This window comes from Lachnospira eligens, from assembly GCF_009680455.1.
Classification (GTDB): domain Bacteria; phylum Bacillota; class Clostridia; order Lachnospirales; family Lachnospiraceae; genus Lachnospira; species Lachnospira eligens_A.
Window position 1 is genome coordinate 87,009 of the sequence record NZ_WKRD01000004.1, and the last position, 15,820, is coordinate 102,828.

The window sequence follows — 15,820 nt, forward strand, 5'->3', positions numbered from 1 at the left end:
CATCTATCTGTAGTTCTGTAATGTAGGTGTTGAATTAACACCAAGTGGGTTAGTAACACCAGAAGCAGTAGTAATTTTGTATGTTACTGTTATGCTTGAACCAGGAGCAATTGAATTGCCAAATCTGTAGGCAACCTGAAGATTGTTGTAATTGCCAGTGTACATTGTATCTCCATTGCTCATCTCTATATCAGAGATAGAGCCGCCAGCAGGGGCAAATATATGGATATAACCAGTAATTGTACCACCATAACTTCCAAGGATGTATCTACCGGCATTGATTTTGTCATTATCACTTAATGTATTGCTATATGTAGCAGTTACTTCATAAGTGCTTGAACCATTACTGTTAACAACAGGCTCACTTATCTGTGTGTCTATATTGAGGAACCATCCTAACTTACATGGATCAGAGATACTAAAGTATACTCCGGTTTCAGGATTCTCAGAGTCATCATTAAGTCCACCGGAACATCCGGCATTTTTAACAAGTGCCTGTTCAGCCTCATCTTCCATCCACATCATAACTGTACGGTTCTTAGCTCCATCCGAGAATACTTTATAATAATCACCGGCTTTTTTTACATCAAAGTCAGATACCAGCTTTGCCATGGTAACCTTAGCTGTTTCTGCAAATAAATTATCAACGTAATCGCCCGCAGAAGAAGAAGCATTTGCATTAAGGTACTTGTAATAAAGGTCATATTGTAAAACCTGTGTAGCATTATCTCCAGTTAACTCTGTGCCATCGGAAAGTGTTACATTGCCGATGTATCCAAGCATGTTCTGAATAATTGCAGGGGTAAGGGAAACAACACCATTAACGTGCTCAAAATTCTTCTGCTCGTAGGCAAGTGCCCATATATAAGCAACTCTTTCAAAGGCAGGATCAAAACATGCATCTCTTGGTGCATTCATCCATGAACCAAAAAGCTCTTTTTCCTCATCTGTTATACCGGCAGCAGAAGGAGTGTGAGTTGAAAGAACATTATATACACTGCTGAAATCACCTATTGAAAGAATTCCATCGCGGATTCTTATGGTTCCAACTGAACCAGGGAAGCCGCCGGAAGCACGAATCTCAGAAGAGTTCTGTGCGGCAAGCAGATATGTTCTGTCAGAGCCATCTCCTATAAATGCCTTGAACAGAGGAAGGAACTCTTTGAGATTATCATATGAACCAGTCATTGAAGCAATCTGTGTAGAGTAATCAGATATCATGCTGTTAAGTCCCATAGGGAGATTAACCTGATTCATGGAATATACAATATCGTCAATCTTAGGCTCAATATCCTCAAGAAGAGACAGATATGCATTAATAACAGTAATGTTAAAACCATCATCTACCTTCAGTTCAGATAAAGGATATTCTTCAAAAACAGCTGCTGTAGGACGTGCAATATCATTAGAAGCCTCATCTACAAGAGAGAGAAGTTTCTCTACAGAGTCTATGTAACCTTTAAACTTAGGAACTTTATAGACCATTCTCCATAAAGGCTTGTCTAATGTGGCATTAATATTGTCAAGTGCTATATCAAGCTCATCGCATGCAGCAAATGTGGAATCAGCATCCTGTGCCTTCAGTGCAGATAATACATTTTTAAGGTCCGCTTTAAGGACTACCGCCTGTTGCTTTATATCAGATATTTCTTTTTTAGCAGTAACAGCACCAAATGCTCCGCCTAATCCCAGAATAAGAATTACCGCAATAACAACGCCGATTATGATACGTTTTCGTTTATGCTTCTTTGTATGGTGCGAGTGATGATGATGCGAATTACCGGAATTATGTGAGTGGTGAGAGTGATGTTCATGTTCGCTCCACTCAAATGACATTTCATCCATGTATATTAACCCTCCTATCATGTAAGAATAATTAATAAATTGTGTATACAAACAATATTTTAGTTTATCAGATAATAAAGGTATTTACAATAATAATGTACATAACTTATAATACTTTAAGAAATTTTAATAGAAAAGGATATCAGATATGAGTTTACTTACAGTAACCGGACTTACACACGGATTTGGCGACAGAGCGATTTTTAACAATGTGTCTTTCCAGCTTAACAGGCTTGATAAGATTGGATTAGTGGGAGCCAACGGCGAAGGTAAATCCACATTTATGAATATAATAACAGGCAAGCTTATGCCTGATGAGGGAAAAGTTGAGTGGGCTAAGAATGTCAGAGTCGGATATCTCGACCAGCATGCTGTGCTTGAGAAGGGCATGACAATCCAGTCAGTGCTTGCTTCAGCATTTGACTTTCTGTATGACATGGAGAATCAGATGAATGAGATATACGCCGGGCTTGGCGATGCATCACCAGAAGAGATGGACAAGCTGATGGCAGAAGCGGGAACGATTCAGGACCTTCTTACAATGCATGATTTCTATATGATAGATGCGAAGGTTGAGGAAGTTGCAAGAGCATTGGGACTATCTGACCTTGGACTTGATAAGGATGTAACTGAGCTTTCAGGTGGACAGAGAACTAAGGTACTGCTTGGAAAGCTGCTTCTTGAGAAGCCGGACATTCTCCTTCTTGATGAGCCTACTAACTATCTTGATAAGGAGCATATCGAGTGGCTTAAGAGATATCTTCAGGATTATGAGAACGCATTTATACTGATATCGCATGATATACCATTCCTTAACAGCGTTATAAATGTTATTTATCATATGGATAATCAGGAGCTGAACCGTTATACAGGCGATTATGATAATTTCCAGAAGGTATATGCTGTGAAGAAGGCGCAGCTTGAGGCAGCTTACAATAAGCAGCAGCAGGAGATTGCGGAGCTTAAGGATTTCGTTGCAAGAAATAAAGCACGAGTTGCCACAAGAAATATGGCAATGTCTAGACAGAAGAAGCTTGATAATATGGATATTATTGAGCTGGCAGCAGAGAAGCCAAAGCCAGAGTTTAATTTCAAGACAGCGAGAACACCGGGAAGATATATTTTCCAGACACACGACCTTGTAATTGGTTATGATGAGCCGCTTTCAAGTCCGCTTAACTTAGAGATGGAGCGAGGCCAGAAGATTGTGCTTACAGGTGCTAACGGTATTGGTAAATCTACATTACTAAAGAGCATATTAGGACTTATTAAGCCTCTGTCAGGTGATGTTGAGCAGGGAGATTATCTTGAGATAGGATATTTCGAGCAGGAGACTCCGGCTGGAATTGAAACTACGTGTCTTGAGGAGATATGGCAGGAATTTCCGGGATATACACAGTATGAGGTTCGTTCAGCCCTTGCCAAATGTGGCCTTACAACCAAGCATATCGAGAGCAAGGTTAAGGTTCTTTCTGGTGGAGAGCAGGCAAAGGTGCGTCTGTGCAAGCTTATTAACCGTGAGAGTAACATCCTTGTACTTGATGAGCCTACTAATCACCTTGATGTGGATGCTAAGGATGAATTAAAAAGAGCCCTTATGGCATATAAGGGCAGTATACTTATGGTCTGCCACGAACCAGAGTTCTACGATGGTCTTGCGACCGATGTGTGGGACTGTGGAAAGTGGACAACACGTATTTAATTGTATGATATGCGGTTGCCGCAGTTAATCATTAAAATAATCAGGAAAATGTTTTCTGATTGCATCAATATTTTCAGAATATCTGCTCATATGTCTCTGCGATATATGGGCAGCTTTTTCTTTGTCTTTATTCTCGATGGCGGCTACAAGTTCTCCATGGTCTTTCAGGATTCTACCTGTTTCTTTGCATCTGAAACTTAATATTGTAGTTCTGTCAAAATGTGGTGCCATGCTTTCTACAAGGTTGTACCATACAGTTTTGCCACACATTTTATACAGACTTCCGTGAAATTCTTTATCAAGTGTGAAAATCTTTTCTTCATCACCGCGTTTGATATACATTTCCCATAAAGCTACATTTTCATATAATGAATCAAGCTGGTTCTTTGTCAGTATATCGCATGCTTCAACTGCAAGCTGTGCCTCAAGTACACAGCGTAAGTCGCGGAGCTGTTCTACAATATCTGAATTAACATATGATACAAATGCTCCAATCTTAGGCTTTATCTCTATCAGTTTTGACTGTGCAAGTTCTAATTCTGCTTCGCGTAAAGGATTATTGCTGACATTCATAAGTGAGCAGAGTTCAGGTGCTTCAAGCTTCTGACCTGGCAGCAGGTTAGTGTGGACAATGTTGTAAATAAGCTGTCTGAGTACATAATCTTTAGCAGCTTCATCTTCTGATTTTTCTGTAATATTTAACATAGATACCCCCAAAATGTTAATGATATATATTTTATATCATATTTTTGTAAAATTGTCTAATTTTTAACACTCGACATTCTTGCGACTGATATATATTATATAGCACGAAATATATAACATACAAAGTGATATAAAAGATATGGAGGTTAATGATGAGTGGCACAGTAACTAAAAACAAAAAGATAACTCTCATTCACAAGCTGGCATATGGAAGTGGTAATATGCTGGGAAGCGGAGCTTTGGCGATAAGCGGGGCATGGCTTTTATATTTTTACACGACATTTTGTAATATGTCAGTTGTTAAGGCTACGCTTATATTTTCAATTGCAACATATCTTGATGTAATTCTTAATCCTTTGATGGGATTTATTACAGACAGCTTTTAAAGAACTAAGCTGGAAAGAAAGTTTGGACGAAGAAGATTCTTTATCCTTACAGGTATTCCGCTTATGCTTCTTTATCCAATGCTCTGGGTAAAGAATATGAATTTCTTCTATTATCTTACAACTTATATTCTTTTTGAATTTGTGTATACAAGCAGAATGAAGCTTAACCACAAGACACATAAGATTGTTATTGATTTCTTATGATAAATGTTTTGGTAATAATAACATTGGTTATAAGGAATGAGAAATTGAATAATAATTGATAGGAAAGCCCATAGAAGCAGATTCTATGGGCTTTTGTGTTAAAAAATCATATCAGCATCATAATCAGATATAATCCGAAACATACGGAATTCTATGAAAAAGTATGTCATCCAGATGTTCAATAGCTTCATCTGATGCCTGTATCTTGTCCATGACATGCAGCTTCTCAGCGGTTTTGTAGCCAAGCATTAATGTAGTTAATGTGCCGATTGACATGGATACTTCGTAATCAGGCTGCTGTTCGGTTTCAATACATTTGCCGTTATCAAAAAGGAATGTAAAGTAACCATTGTTCCATGCGAGAAGGTCATCTTCAATGTAGAAGCGTATGCAAACAGATGGCTCGTCTGGGTCGCAGGCATATTTGGCAAAGAATTGTCTGATATCAATAATTCGCCCCATTGTGTATGGACGGATTGTCTCTTTAATATCGCTGTCATCGAGTTCAAATGCGATTGGCTCACTGTAGTAATTGTTTCCACGGACCTCGTCAATCATTGAATCGTGGGCATGTATGAATTCCCACAAGCCAAGCTGTGCCTCTCGGTTAAGATAAATCATTTCTTTCACATGCATGACATCAGAACTTATCATGTATACCATATATCCGTAAGGTACATCGTCCTTAGAATAATAGATGGCAACAGAGGTGTCGTCCTCGTCCCAGCGCCAGTATTCTTCCCATGCAAGATTGTTTCTATATAGACAGCCGTGTGTCTTTTCAGCAAATTTGGTATGAAGCTCCTTAAATTCTTTGTCGTCCCATGAAACTCGTCTGACATAACCGGGCTCATTAAGCTTTCTTGGAATCTGCGTATCCTTGATTGTATAAGTCATCTTGTTAGAGATAATTTCCCAGCCAAGACCACGGTATAATGGAATTGAATATGGATACAACAAAGCAAATGATTTGTGTGCATCTCTCATTCGTATAAGGCTCTGAATCATCAGTCTTTTCATAATTCCATGTCCTGTGTATTCAGGATATGTACATACGCTTGTAACGAAGCCTACGCTGTATTTAACACCGTAAATATTCATATCAAGAGGGTATACTGCAAACTGTGCAATCAGATCATCACCATTGAAGCAGCCAAGTACATCAGCTCTTTGAAGAACAGGGAATTTGGACTGGGTAATCTCATCGTCCTTCCAGCCTGTCTCGGCAAGCTCCTGTTCAGTTACCTGAAAGGCATACCTTAAAAGTGCATTGTATTCTTCAGCGTCATCTATAGTAAGAGGACGCAGTGTATAGTTGTTTTCATCATTTCTGCTCATTGCGTTTATTCCTTTTCTGTGTGCGCTTATTTCGTACATAATATAGCACTGGGGGCGGTTGTGGTCAAATGCTAGTTGGTGATATACTATAATAAATATAGGAAAGACCCACGAAAGAAGTAGAAATTGACGAAATAGTAGGTAAAATGAAGCCAGGGCGAGAGGCAGGAAGTGAAAAGTAGAGTCAGATAAGAAACAAGGCAGTAAAAGGAGGCATACATGGCAATAAAATCAGAAGCAAAGCTCACCACATTTGAGGCAATAAGCATGATTGTGGGAAACAGTATAGGAACGGGAATTATAGCAGTTCCGTATCTTGCAACTAAGAACAGTATGATTGATGTTATCTGGATGGTAGGAGCAGCTTACATCATTAATGTAATTCTGCATCTTATAATTGCGGAACTTTCGTATAACAACGGCGGTGTGCAGCTTGTAAAAAGCTTTGAGGGTGAGCTGTTCCATGGAGTGATGAAGAAAGTATTCAGCTGGATTGTTTTTGTGGTGTATGGACTTGCGATTATGATAGGAGTAAGTGGCAATATTAATGGTGGAGCGCAGATATTTGTGAACTGGTTTGGACTTCCACTGTGGGCAGCACAGATAATATATTATGTGATTGCTGGAATTGTAGTATTCATGGGAATGAAGGCGGTAGGAATTGCACAGAAATACGCTGTAATACTTCTTATGGGAATAGTTGCAGTTATGACAGTAGGAACATTTACACATCCAGTTAATGGATTCTATACAGCACCTTTCCATTGGAATAATCTGCTTGCACTGTATAGTATGGTTGTATTTGCGACATCAGCTAATCAGGCGGTTATTCAGGTTGTTAAAGGACTTGATGGCAATCCGGGTAAGATAAGAAAATCAATATTCATAGGCTTTGGTCTGTCGTCAGCGTTCGTGCTTGTTGTGACACTTACAGTCCTTCTTGGAACTAAGGGAACAATAGATAAGGAACTTGCTTATATGCAGCTTGGAGAGAGCATCGGAAAATGGGCAGTTATTCTTGCAGGTATCTTTTCGCTTTTTGCACTGCTTACAACATTCTGGAGTAACACACTTGCTTTAAGAGATGTCGTGCATGAGCAGGTTGGAATCGGCAACCGTGTAAGCTGGCTTATAGCGACAGTTCCATGTATATTATTTGCAATATTCGGAGTAAGCAGCTTTATAATACTTACAAGAATTATGAGTGGTGTAGTTGTACTGGTGAGCATAATGCTCGTTCTGACATATGGTAAATCAAGAAAGAAAGCAGGAGCAAGTCCTATATGCGGAGTGATAGGAACGCTGCCATTTCAGATTCTTATGGTAGTATCGACAATAGTTTCTGCTATAGGAGCATTAATACCACTCAGCTAAATATATAACCGGTATTAATTTTAGTGCCGGAAAGAAAGGCGTGAAAGTATGTATAAATCAGACAATTTAAAGCAGACAGACAAGGAAACATTTACATATACAATTGATAAGAATAAAGATTTTAAGATATTGCAGCTTACAGACCTTCATCTGGGATTTGGTTTCATATCAAGGAAGAAGGATAACCTGGCGCTAAATGCAGTAACAAAGATTATTCATAAGGCAAAGCCTGATATGATAGTGCTTACAGGAGATTCTATATTTCCATTTCTGCCAAAGGCGGGTACGCTTAATAACAGAAAGCAGGCATACAAGCTGATGAAATTCATGGACAGCTTTGCAATTCCGTATACACTTGTATTCGGTAATCACGATTGTGAGATGGGTTCGACATGTAATAAGGAAGAACTGGCACAGATTTATAAGAAGGGGAAATACTGCATATTTACTGAAGGCAGGAAAGAGCTTACAGGTGTAGGAAACTTCTTTATCAATCTTACCGATTCAGATGGCAATGCTTTATTGCCGCTTGTTATGCTTGATTCCAATATGTATGGCGAGGGAGGCTGGTTTTACAGCGGATTTGACCGGATACATGATGACCAGGTGGATTGGTGCATGACCAGGCTTAATGACTTGAAAAAATGTAATCCAGATATTAAGGCGATGGCATTTTTCCACATGCCGCCTGCGGAATTTAAGGAAGCATACCGTAAGATGAAACTTGGTGATAAGAGCGTAATATATCAGCATGGCAGTATTGCTGAGAAGAATGAGCATTTTGGGATTTCAAAGTTTGAAGGAACATTTTTTAATAAAGCAGTGGAGAATGGTGTTATTAAATGGATGTTTTGCGGACATGACCATCTGAATACACTTTCACTTATATATAAGGGAATCCAGATGACATATGGAATGTCGATAGATTATCTGGGATATAAGGACATAGATAAGAGTTATATCCAGAGAGGCGGTACTCTGATTACGAGAAAGCCTGATGGAAGAATATTGGTTAGCATGGTACCGCTTGGAGCAGTAATTTCTACAAGGGTAAGTGGTAAGAAAAATGAAGAATAGGCTGAATAAGGCAGAAAAAGGGCCTACCCAAGGAAGAGGGTAAGCCCTGCAATGATTTGAGCAAAAATCATCTACGCGTCTAATATAACACACAGTTTATGGTAAAACAAGGTATAATTTGACAATATTAGAACTTTACAACTTTACTAAAAGGTCGCAACCCCAGTGTTTATCAGCTATTGCGTACATTAAGCCGTGGGATGTTGTACTTGTGTTTTTTAAAGTACAATTCTTTAGATATTAGTATTAAGTGCAATGTAGTCTTCATTCATTTCAATAACGATATCCTTGCCGCTGTTAATCATGAATAGTTTTACATAGTTGTCAACAAATGCATAACCAACAGAAGAGATGAAACTATAGTCATTATCAAAGCCCTGATCGTTAGCAGCATACTGTTTGTGGTTAGTTATGAGATAATCTAACATTCTGTCAGCAGACACGCCGCGTCCATTATTAGATATCAGAGGTTTGTCGATATCATTCTTAGCTTCTCTTATATAATTCATGAACTTAATTTCATATAACACATGTTCAGACATTGGTTCCGGATACCATGAGTTATGTGGAAATGTAAAGTAATCTTCTATGTAATGCAGAGCATATCCTAAAGATAAGAAGGATAAACAATTCATTCTGCCGTGTCTTTCAAGGCGATGAAGTCTTCTGGCAATTTTATCATATGAAGAATCCCATGTATGACCTTTGATGTAAGTATGCAGAAGAATATCTGGCATAATACTTCCAAGTCTTAAAGCAAAATCATGTCTTTTCTTAAGGTTAGGAGTAAGTCTTTTGGTTACGGTTACATGTCCGTACTTGTTCATTAATTTTCCTTTCATAAATGCTTTATATCGAATAACAAATTCGAATATAAATAGTCCTTTAGTCCTATAAGAAAGTAACATCTTTTAATATGTTTGTCTAGCACATTATGGAAAAGAATACATGAAATTTATGTAAATTTATTTTGATAGTCATGCAAATACAAATCTTACGAACATATTGCAATCAGCAGCACTTGTTTATGTATATAGATTTTGGCACAGTTTAGTTCTGATTTTTACAATTTATAATATAAATGAGGTCGTACAATTCAAAGCATACAATTGTTAAGGCAAAGGCGCCCAGTACAGCGAAATCCGCTGGCTGGGCGCTTTTCCTGTATATCGTACAGATTGCAGGCAGCCAGAAAGAGATGTAGAAAGGATGGTAGTTATGGGAGCAAGAATTGAAGAACATCCAATATTGGGAAAACAAGAAAAAGGAAGGCTTGTAACATTTTATTTTGATGGGAAAGAACTGACAGGCTATGAGGGAGAACCAATTGCAGCGGCTCTTAAAGCGCAGGGCGTTATGATACACAGATATACAAAGAAAGAGCATAAGCCCAGAGGAATATTCTGTGCGATAGGAAGATGTACAGACTGCGTAATGGTTGTTAATGGAAAACCAAATATAAGGACATGTGTTACTCCTTTAGAGGAGGGCATGAAGGTCCAGACACAGTATGGAGTGAGTGACAAACCATTTGAAGAGCAGTAGATGAAAGGAAGTGTGGATATGAAGCGATTTGATCTTATTATAGTTGGTGCAGGTCCGTCGGGGTTATCAGCAGCAATAGAAGCAGCTAAGAGAGGACTTGAAGTAGTTGTATTTGATGAAAATGAAAAACCAGGAGGACAGCTTTTTAAGCAGATACATAAATTCTTTGGTTCTAAGGAGCATAAGGCTAAGATAAGGGGCTTTAAGATAGGTGAAGATTTATTAAAGGAAGCAGATGCAGCAGGAGTTAAGGTTGTTCTTAATGCAACAGTCTGTGGAATGTATCAGGACAAAGAGATTACAGTAAGAATTGGCGATGAGATACATCATTTTAAAGGAGATTCAATAATAATTGCTACAGGCGCAGCAGAAAATATGGTTACATTTCCAGGCTGGACATTGCCGGGGGTTATTGGTGCAGGAGCAGCACAGACAATGATGAATCTTCATGGAGTTAAGCCAGGAAGCAGAATTCTTATGCTTGGCTCAGGAAATGTAGGACTTGTTGTAAGTTATCAGCTTATACAGTGTGGCTGTGAGGTTGTGGCACTTGTTGATGCTGCACCAAGAATTGGCGGATATGGAGTGCATGCAGCAAAGGTAGCACGTACAGGAGTTCCATTCTATCTGTCACATACGATAGTAAAAGCAGAAGGAGATGACCATGTTACTGGAGTAACAATAGCAGAGGTTGATTCATCTTTCAAATTCATACAAGGTACAGAAAAATATTTTGATGTAGACACAATATGTCTGGCCGTTGGACTTTCACCTATGTCACAGCTTCTTAAAATGTCAGGCTGTAAGATGGAGGATAATCCAAAGCGTGGAGGACAGGTTCCTATATGTGATGAATATGGAAGAACTTCTATTCCGGGGGTATTCGTTGCTGGAGATGTTTCAGGAATTGAAGAGGCAAGTTCAGCTATGATTGAGGGACGTATGGCAGGAATCGCAGCAGCTGAGTATCTGGGATACATAGATAAAACAGAATTAGATGAGAATTTAAAGAGTCTTGATGTAGCACTTGATGGTTTAAGGCAGGGAATGTTTGCACCAAAGAACAGAGGTAAGCTTATAGAAAAAACAGAGGAAGGAATCGATATTTCTACAACACTTCTTACTAAAGGATATGTTGCAGATGATGAGATTGAGAGATTTCCGGGTGTGACAAGAAGACCGGGAGTTCATCCTGTAATGGAATGTACCCAGAATATACCTTGTAATCCATGTCAGGATGCATGTCCTAAGAAATGTATCAAGATAGGAGAAAAGATTACTTCACTTCCGGATGTTGATGAAAGTGCAACATGCATTGGTTGTGGAATGTGCGTGGCTTCATGTTCAGGTCAGGCAATTTTCCTTGTTGACGAAACATATGAAGAAGGCTTTGCAAGCGTCACGATGCCGTATGAGTTATTACCTTTGCCAAAGACGGGTGACAGAGGAATAGCTCTTGGACGTAATGGACAGAAGGTATGTGCGGCGGAGGTTATCAGTGTGAAGTCTTCACCGGCATTTGATAAAACCAATCTGCTTACTATAAAAGTTCCTTCAGAATTTGTTATGAAGGCAAGATTTTTCAAGAAAGAGGCATAATCCTCCCCCTCACCAGGGGCTGGATTTTGTATGCAAAATAAGGAGGATTGAATATGCACGAAGTAAATGACCGTTTAAGGGATATAGGAGAATTCGTTCCGGCACCAGATGACGATATGCTCATCTGCCGCTGTGAAGAGATTACAAAGGGTGAGATAAGAAAAGCTGTTCATGATGGTATGTGGACAATGACAGAAATAAGAAGATATTTAAGAACAGGAATGGGACTATGTCAGGGACAGACCTGTGCAAAGCTTGTTAAGGGAATTGTTGCAAGGGAATTAGGAGTGTCGCCGGCAACACTTGAACCGGCAACAAGCAGAGCACCAATGAGACCTACAGAAATGAGAATTCTTGGTAATGAAGCAGAGGACAACAAGGAGGTGTAATTATGGCAAATACAGCAGATGTAATTATTATAGGTGGCGGAATTATAGGTAATGCTATAGCCTATTATCTGGCAAAGAAAGGCACTGATGTAATTGTTCTTGAAGGCAGCGACCATATTGGAAATGGTGGCTCGTCAAGAAATGGCGGAGGTGTCCGTCAGTCAGGACGAGACCCGAGAGAACTTCCTCTTGTCATGTACGGAATAAAGAACCTGTGGCCATCACTATCAGAGGAACTTGAAGTTGACTGTGAATATCATCAGGATGGAAATTTAAGACTTGGAAAGAATGACAAACATAAACAGATTCTTGAAGGGCTTACCGAAAGGGCTGTCAAGGTGGGACTTGATGTAAGAATGATAGATGGAGATGAAGTACGCCGTATTAATCCTTATCTGTCAGATGAGGTAACATGTGCAAGCTGGTGTCCCACAGATGGTCATGCCAATCCGCTTACGACAACATTGGGTTTCTATAAGACAGCAAGAAAGCTTGGCGTAAGATTCATTACGGGTGAAAAGGTAATAGAATTAAAGAAGATAAAAGGTCGATTAAAAAAGGTAATCACCCCTAATAATATATATGAAGCAGATACAGTTGTTGTGGCAGCCGGCTATGAAAGTAAAGAAATTCTTGGTACGGTAGGAATAGATGTGCCTATGAGCAGAGTACTTATTGAAGCACTTGTAACAGAAGCTGAACCACATATGTTTGACCAGATGTTAGGAACAGCAGAAGCTGATTTTTATGGACATCAGACAAAGCATGGTTCATTCGTATTTGGTGGCTCATCAGGTTATGAGGCAGTCAATAAGGATAATGGAACCCCGATATGCAGCAGCATTACTGCTCCTTGTATATGCAGAGGTATTATGAAATATTTTCCAGATCTTGCGGATGCCAAGATAGTAAGGACGTGGGCAGGCTGGGCTGACCAGATGAAAGATGGTGTTCCTGTATTAGGAAATGTATCAGAGGTTCCGGGGCTTGTTCTTGCAACAGGATTTTGTGGCCATGGTTTTGGAATAGCACCCGCAATTGGTCATGAACTGGCAGATTTAATAGTAGATGGAAAAACATCTATAGATATAAATGCATTGCGATATGATAGATTTAAGGCTAAAATATAAATAATATGGCTTGGGCTTTTGGTGGAATTATATATCTGCTAAAAGTCCAAACTTGTCGTTGGCTTAAATGTAGGGGGAAAAGAGGAGGCAATATGGAGTATAAAACAGACAAATTAAGACCTACCCAGCCTTTTCTTGTATTGGAGACGCAGGATTTTAAGCAGGAAATATATCTTAATCAGGGGATATCACATTTCTACACATTCAGACTTGAAAAAACAAAGGAAATAACTACAGTTCCTGATAGTTGTGTAGATATGCTTTTCGAATATGGAGAAAATGGAATGACTGCTTATGCAATTGGTAGTCCTATTAAAGCATTAGATGTAGAGTGGCAGGGGAAGAAAGAGTATTTTGGAGTAAGGTTCATGCCTGGAAGCATGCCGGTTGGACTTAATGTGACATTGCGGGATCTTGTTGACTGCCGATTCTATCTGGAAGATATACTTCTTGATAATAATGGAACATTTGTAAGTGGGATGGAAAAAAAGAAGACATTCAAAGACAGGATTAATTATTTTCTTGAAGAATATACTAAACTGGAGATGAGACAGGAAAAGCCGTTTGGTAAGATGGAGATACTTATGGCAGTTAAAGAGCTGGCATATAATTCAGGAGGCCTGATGAGAATTTCAGAAATGGCTGACACAGTTGGATATACAGAAAGATATATTAATAAGATTTTTATTGAGCAGATGGGATTTTCCCATAAGGTATTCTGCAAGATAATACAGTTTCAGAGAAGTCTGGAATTCCTTAATTATGGCAATGTGGATAATATGACAGAAGCAGCTGTTAATCTTGGGTATTATGACCAGCCACAGTTTATAAGAGATTTTAAGACATATTGCGGAATGACACCTAAAAGATATCTTATGCTTACTAAGAGAATCAGATACAACAACCTTGTTGAAAATGTGTCATAAAATATTCATTAATTAAAATGTTTATAATAAGTAATATAATTAAGTAAAAAGTGACTTTCAACGTTAAATATGCTACAATATGCAGGCAAATATAAGTGAACGGGGAGATTTACATGTCGCAGTTGACAAGAAAAGCAATAATGAAGTGTACACTTGAACTTGCTGAAAAAAAATCACTGAAGAAAATCACAATTAAAGATATAGCCGATGAATGTGGTATTACGAGGAGCACATTTTACTATCATTTTTCCGATATATATGATGTACTGGATGGTGTTGTCCAGGCAAAGATTGATGAATTCAATGAAGAGTACAATGGTGAGATGGACAAGGTTCTTATGAGATTTATAGAATATAGTATAATTCATAGGAAAGTATGGGCTAATCTTTTTGATGCAAGAGGAAGAGAGTGGCTGGAAAAATATGTTAAGACACGAATTCATTATCTGGCACTTTTGCAGATTAGAAAAATGTCTGAAGGATACATACTTTCTATTAAGGATGTCGAGATTATATGCAGTTTCTATGAGGAAGCTATATTTGGATTGCTTATAAGATGGATTATTAAAGAAGAAAAGGCCAAGACTGTTGATGAAATCAAGGATACCGTTGAAAGAATCGAGAAATTATTTGAGGGTCAGCTTGACCTTATTATATCTAATATGAAGAAGTAATTGTCGGGAGTACATCAATGGGGAATATTTTAACAAAACAGTTTTACAGGCAGAGAAAAGATTTTGAAGATTCATGTGCAGGAAGAGATGCAGGATTAACATTTCCGGAAGGAGTAAGATGCAGTACTGACATTGCATATGCTGATGATGGAATTAAAGCACATATGCTTGACATATACAGACCGGAAGATTCACAGGAAAAGATTCTTCCTGTAATTATTAATGTTCATGGTGGAGGTCTTATTATTGGTAATAAGGAGTTTAACAGATATTTCTGTGCTCTGCTTTGCAAGAAGGGATTTCTTGTATACAGCATAGAGTACAGGCTGATTCCAGACTGCCTTATATATGACCAGCTTGCAGACGTTTTCATGGCAATGGATTATATAAAGGAGAGGCTGGCAGCAGATGGCGGCGATTCGTCACATGTATATATGGCAGGTGACAGCGGCGGCGCATGCCTTATCACATATGCCAATGCCATCCAGAACAGCACTAATATAGCGAGGGCAGCAAATGTCACACCATCAGGACTTCGCATTAATGCGCTTGGGCTTATAAGTGGAATGTTCTATACATCAAGATTTGATAAGATTGGACTTTTTCTTCCAAAGTATCTGTATGGCAGGGATTACAAGAAAACTCCATTCGCAAAGTATGTTAATCTTGAAAACAGGGAGCTGCTGAACTCACTTGCACCAGTCTGGCTCGTGACAAGCCATAATGATTTCTTACGAAGATATACAACAGATTTTGAGAAGGCACTGACAAGAGCAGAAAGAGAGCATGAACTTGTAGTTTTTCCTAAGAATAAAAAGCTTACACATGCGTTCAGTGTGTTTGAGCCTTTTATGCCAGAGAGCGGTGCGGTTATTGATATGATGGTGGAGTATCTTAGGAAGTTCTGATAATGTTGTGGAATTGAG

General features: G+C 38.8%; 16 protein-coding genes. 12 read left to right on the forward strand and 4 right to left on the reverse strand.

The window, feature by feature from the left end; all coding sequences use genetic code 11:
- Nucleotides 1-3: 3 nt before the first annotated feature.
- Entirely contained in the window at nucleotides 4-1,845 is a 1,842-nt protein-coding gene (locus GKE48_RS05945) for a DUF4012 domain-containing protein (RefSeq protein ID WP_243138454.1), read from the reverse strand.
- Between the two features lie 148 nt (nucleotides 1,846-1,993).
- Between GKE48_RS05945 and GKE48_RS05950 the strand changes: the two genes are divergently transcribed.
- Nucleotides 1,994-3,547 (forward strand): ABC-F family ATP-binding cassette domain-containing protein, encoded by a 1,554-nt coding sequence (locus GKE48_RS05950; RefSeq protein WP_154300650.1) that lies wholly within the window; start codon nucleotides 1,994-1,996, stop codon nucleotides 3,545-3,547.
- A 24-nt stretch (nucleotides 3,548-3,571) separates the two neighbouring features.
- Here the strand turns inward: GKE48_RS05950 and GKE48_RS05955 are convergent, their stop codons facing one another.
- A complete protein-coding gene (locus tag GKE48_RS05955; protein WP_154300651.1) occupies nucleotides 3,572-4,252 on the reverse strand; it encodes a GntR family transcriptional regulator in 681 nt (226 codons plus the stop codon).
- Nucleotides 4,253-4,404: 152 nt separating this feature from the next.
- Between GKE48_RS05955 and GKE48_RS14660 the strand changes: the two genes are divergently transcribed.
- Together GKE48_RS14660 and GKE48_RS14665 are read left to right on the forward strand one after the other, a co-directional pair.
- Nucleotides 4,405-4,638 (forward strand): MFS transporter, encoded by a 234-nt coding sequence (locus tag GKE48_RS14660; RefSeq protein ID WP_206671570.1) that lies wholly within the window; start codon nucleotides 4,405-4,407, stop codon nucleotides 4,636-4,638.
- Between the two features lie 63 nt (nucleotides 4,639-4,701).
- Nucleotides 4,702-4,842 (forward strand): hypothetical protein, encoded by a 141-nt coding sequence (locus GKE48_RS14665; RefSeq protein ID WP_206671571.1) that lies wholly within the window; start codon nucleotides 4,702-4,704, stop codon nucleotides 4,840-4,842.
- Between the two features lie 123 nt (nucleotides 4,843-4,965).
- Here GKE48_RS14665 and GKE48_RS05965 read toward each other — a convergent pair whose 3' ends face one another.
- Complete coding sequence (locus GKE48_RS05965) at nucleotides 4,966-6,180, reverse strand: GNAT family N-acetyltransferase (protein WP_154300652.1); 1,215 nt, start codon at nucleotides 6,178-6,180, stop codon at nucleotides 4,966-4,968.
- A gap of 219 nt (nucleotides 6,181-6,399) precedes the next feature.
- On the opposite strand from GKE48_RS05965, the gene GKE48_RS05970 reads away from it, so the two are divergent.
- Together GKE48_RS05970 and GKE48_RS05975 are read left to right on the forward strand one after the other, a co-directional pair.
- The gene (locus tag GKE48_RS05970) at nucleotides 6,400-7,554 is read left to right on the forward strand and encodes an amino acid permease (protein ID WP_119212173.1); all 1,155 of its coding nucleotides are present in this window, start codon (nucleotides 6,400-6,402) and stop codon (nucleotides 7,552-7,554) included.
- Between the two features lie 48 nt (nucleotides 7,555-7,602).
- On the forward strand, nucleotides 7,603-8,631 hold the full coding sequence (locus tag GKE48_RS05975; protein WP_154300653.1) for a metallophosphoesterase: 1,029 nt from the start codon (nucleotides 7,603-7,605) through the stop codon (nucleotides 8,629-8,631).
- A 233-nt stretch (nucleotides 8,632-8,864) separates the two neighbouring features.
- Here GKE48_RS05975 and GKE48_RS05980 read toward each other — a convergent pair whose 3' ends face one another.
- A complete protein-coding gene (locus GKE48_RS05980; protein WP_173016894.1) occupies nucleotides 8,865-9,458 on the reverse strand; it encodes a zinc dependent phospholipase C family protein in 594 nt (197 codons plus the stop codon).
- A 382-nt stretch (nucleotides 9,459-9,840) separates the two neighbouring features.
- Between GKE48_RS05980 and GKE48_RS05985 the strand changes: the two genes are divergently transcribed.
- The 7 genes from GKE48_RS05985 to GKE48_RS06015 all read left to right on the forward strand — a co-directional run bounded on the left by GKE48_RS05985 (nucleotide 9,841) and on the right by GKE48_RS06015 (nucleotide 15,802).
- Complete coding sequence (locus GKE48_RS05985) at nucleotides 9,841-10,176, forward strand: (2Fe-2S)-binding protein (protein ID WP_330583097.1); 336 nt, start codon at nucleotides 9,841-9,843, stop codon at nucleotides 10,174-10,176.
- 18 nt (nucleotides 10,177-10,194) lie between these two features.
- Nucleotides 10,195-11,775 carry an FAD-dependent oxidoreductase gene (locus GKE48_RS05990; protein WP_154300655.1) on the forward strand — a complete coding sequence of 527 codons (1,581 nt, stop codon included), beginning with the start codon at nucleotides 10,195-10,197 and terminating at the stop codon, nucleotides 11,773-11,775.
- Between the two features lie 53 nt (nucleotides 11,776-11,828).
- On the forward strand, nucleotides 11,829-12,164 hold the full coding sequence (locus tag GKE48_RS05995; RefSeq protein WP_154300656.1) for a (2Fe-2S)-binding protein: 336 nt from the start codon (nucleotides 11,829-11,831) through the stop codon (nucleotides 12,162-12,164).
- A 2-nt stretch (nucleotides 12,165-12,166) separates the two neighbouring features.
- Nucleotides 12,167-13,294: an NAD(P)/FAD-dependent oxidoreductase gene (locus GKE48_RS06000; protein WP_022097566.1), complete on the forward strand. Its 1,128-nt coding sequence runs from the start codon at nucleotides 12,167-12,169 to the stop codon at nucleotides 13,292-13,294.
- A 92-nt stretch (nucleotides 13,295-13,386) separates the two neighbouring features.
- On the forward strand, nucleotides 13,387-14,220 hold the full coding sequence (locus GKE48_RS06005; protein ID WP_173016895.1) for a helix-turn-helix domain-containing protein: 834 nt from the start codon (nucleotides 13,387-13,389) through the stop codon (nucleotides 14,218-14,220).
- A gap of 113 nt (nucleotides 14,221-14,333) precedes the next feature.
- Nucleotides 14,334-14,894 (forward strand): TetR/AcrR family transcriptional regulator, encoded by a 561-nt coding sequence (locus GKE48_RS06010; RefSeq protein ID WP_119212168.1) that lies wholly within the window; start codon nucleotides 14,334-14,336, stop codon nucleotides 14,892-14,894.
- A gap of 17 nt (nucleotides 14,895-14,911) precedes the next feature.
- The gene (locus GKE48_RS06015; RefSeq protein WP_154300658.1) at nucleotides 14,912-15,802 is read left to right on the forward strand and encodes an alpha/beta hydrolase; all 891 of its coding nucleotides are present in this window, start codon (nucleotides 14,912-14,914) and stop codon (nucleotides 15,800-15,802) included.
- Nucleotides 15,803-15,820: the final 18 nt, after the last annotated feature.

Excerpts from the sequence above, each read along its gene's own strand:
- GKE48_RS05945 (WP_243138454.1), bottom strand. The coding sequence starts at position 1,845 with ATGGATGAAATGTCATTTGAGTGGAGCGAACATGAACATCACTCTCAC.
- GKE48_RS05950 (WP_154300650.1), top strand. The coding sequence starts at position 1,994 with ATGAGTTTACTTACAGTAACCGGACTTACACACGGATTTGGCGACAGA.
- GKE48_RS05955 (WP_154300651.1), bottom strand. The coding sequence starts at position 4,252 with ATGTTAAATATTACAGAAAAATCAGAAGATGAAGCTGCTAAAGATTAT.
- GKE48_RS14660 (WP_206671570.1), top strand. The coding sequence starts at position 4,405 with ATGAGTGGCACAGTAACTAAAAACAAAAAGATAACTCTCATTCACAAG.
- GKE48_RS14665 (WP_206671571.1), top strand. The coding sequence starts at position 4,702 with ATGCTTCTTTATCCAATGCTCTGGGTAAAGAATATGAATTTCTTCTAT.
- GKE48_RS05965 (WP_154300652.1), bottom strand. The coding sequence starts at position 6,180 with ATGAGCAGAAATGATGAAAACAACTATACACTGCGTCCTCTTACTATA.
- GKE48_RS05970 (WP_119212173.1), top strand. The coding sequence starts at position 6,400 with ATGGCAATAAAATCAGAAGCAAAGCTCACCACATTTGAGGCAATAAGC.
- GKE48_RS05975 (WP_154300653.1), top strand. The coding sequence starts at position 7,603 with ATGTATAAATCAGACAATTTAAAGCAGACAGACAAGGAAACATTTACA.
- GKE48_RS05980 (WP_173016894.1), bottom strand. The coding sequence starts at position 9,458 with ATGAACAAGTACGGACATGTAACCGTAACCAAAAGACTTACTCCTAAC.
- GKE48_RS05985 (WP_330583097.1), top strand. The coding sequence starts at position 9,841 with ATGGTAGTTATGGGAGCAAGAATTGAAGAACATCCAATATTGGGAAAA.
- GKE48_RS05990 (WP_154300655.1), top strand. The coding sequence starts at position 10,195 with ATGAAGCGATTTGATCTTATTATAGTTGGTGCAGGTCCGTCGGGGTTA.
- GKE48_RS05995 (WP_154300656.1), top strand. The coding sequence starts at position 11,829 with ATGCACGAAGTAAATGACCGTTTAAGGGATATAGGAGAATTCGTTCCG.
- GKE48_RS06000 (WP_022097566.1), top strand. The coding sequence starts at position 12,167 with ATGGCAAATACAGCAGATGTAATTATTATAGGTGGCGGAATTATAGGT.
- GKE48_RS06005 (WP_173016895.1), top strand. The coding sequence starts at position 13,387 with ATGGAGTATAAAACAGACAAATTAAGACCTACCCAGCCTTTTCTTGTA.
- GKE48_RS06010 (WP_119212168.1), top strand. The coding sequence starts at position 14,334 with ATGTCGCAGTTGACAAGAAAAGCAATAATGAAGTGTACACTTGAACTT.
- GKE48_RS06015 (WP_154300658.1), top strand. The coding sequence starts at position 14,912 with ATGGGGAATATTTTAACAAAACAGTTTTACAGGCAGAGAAAAGATTTT.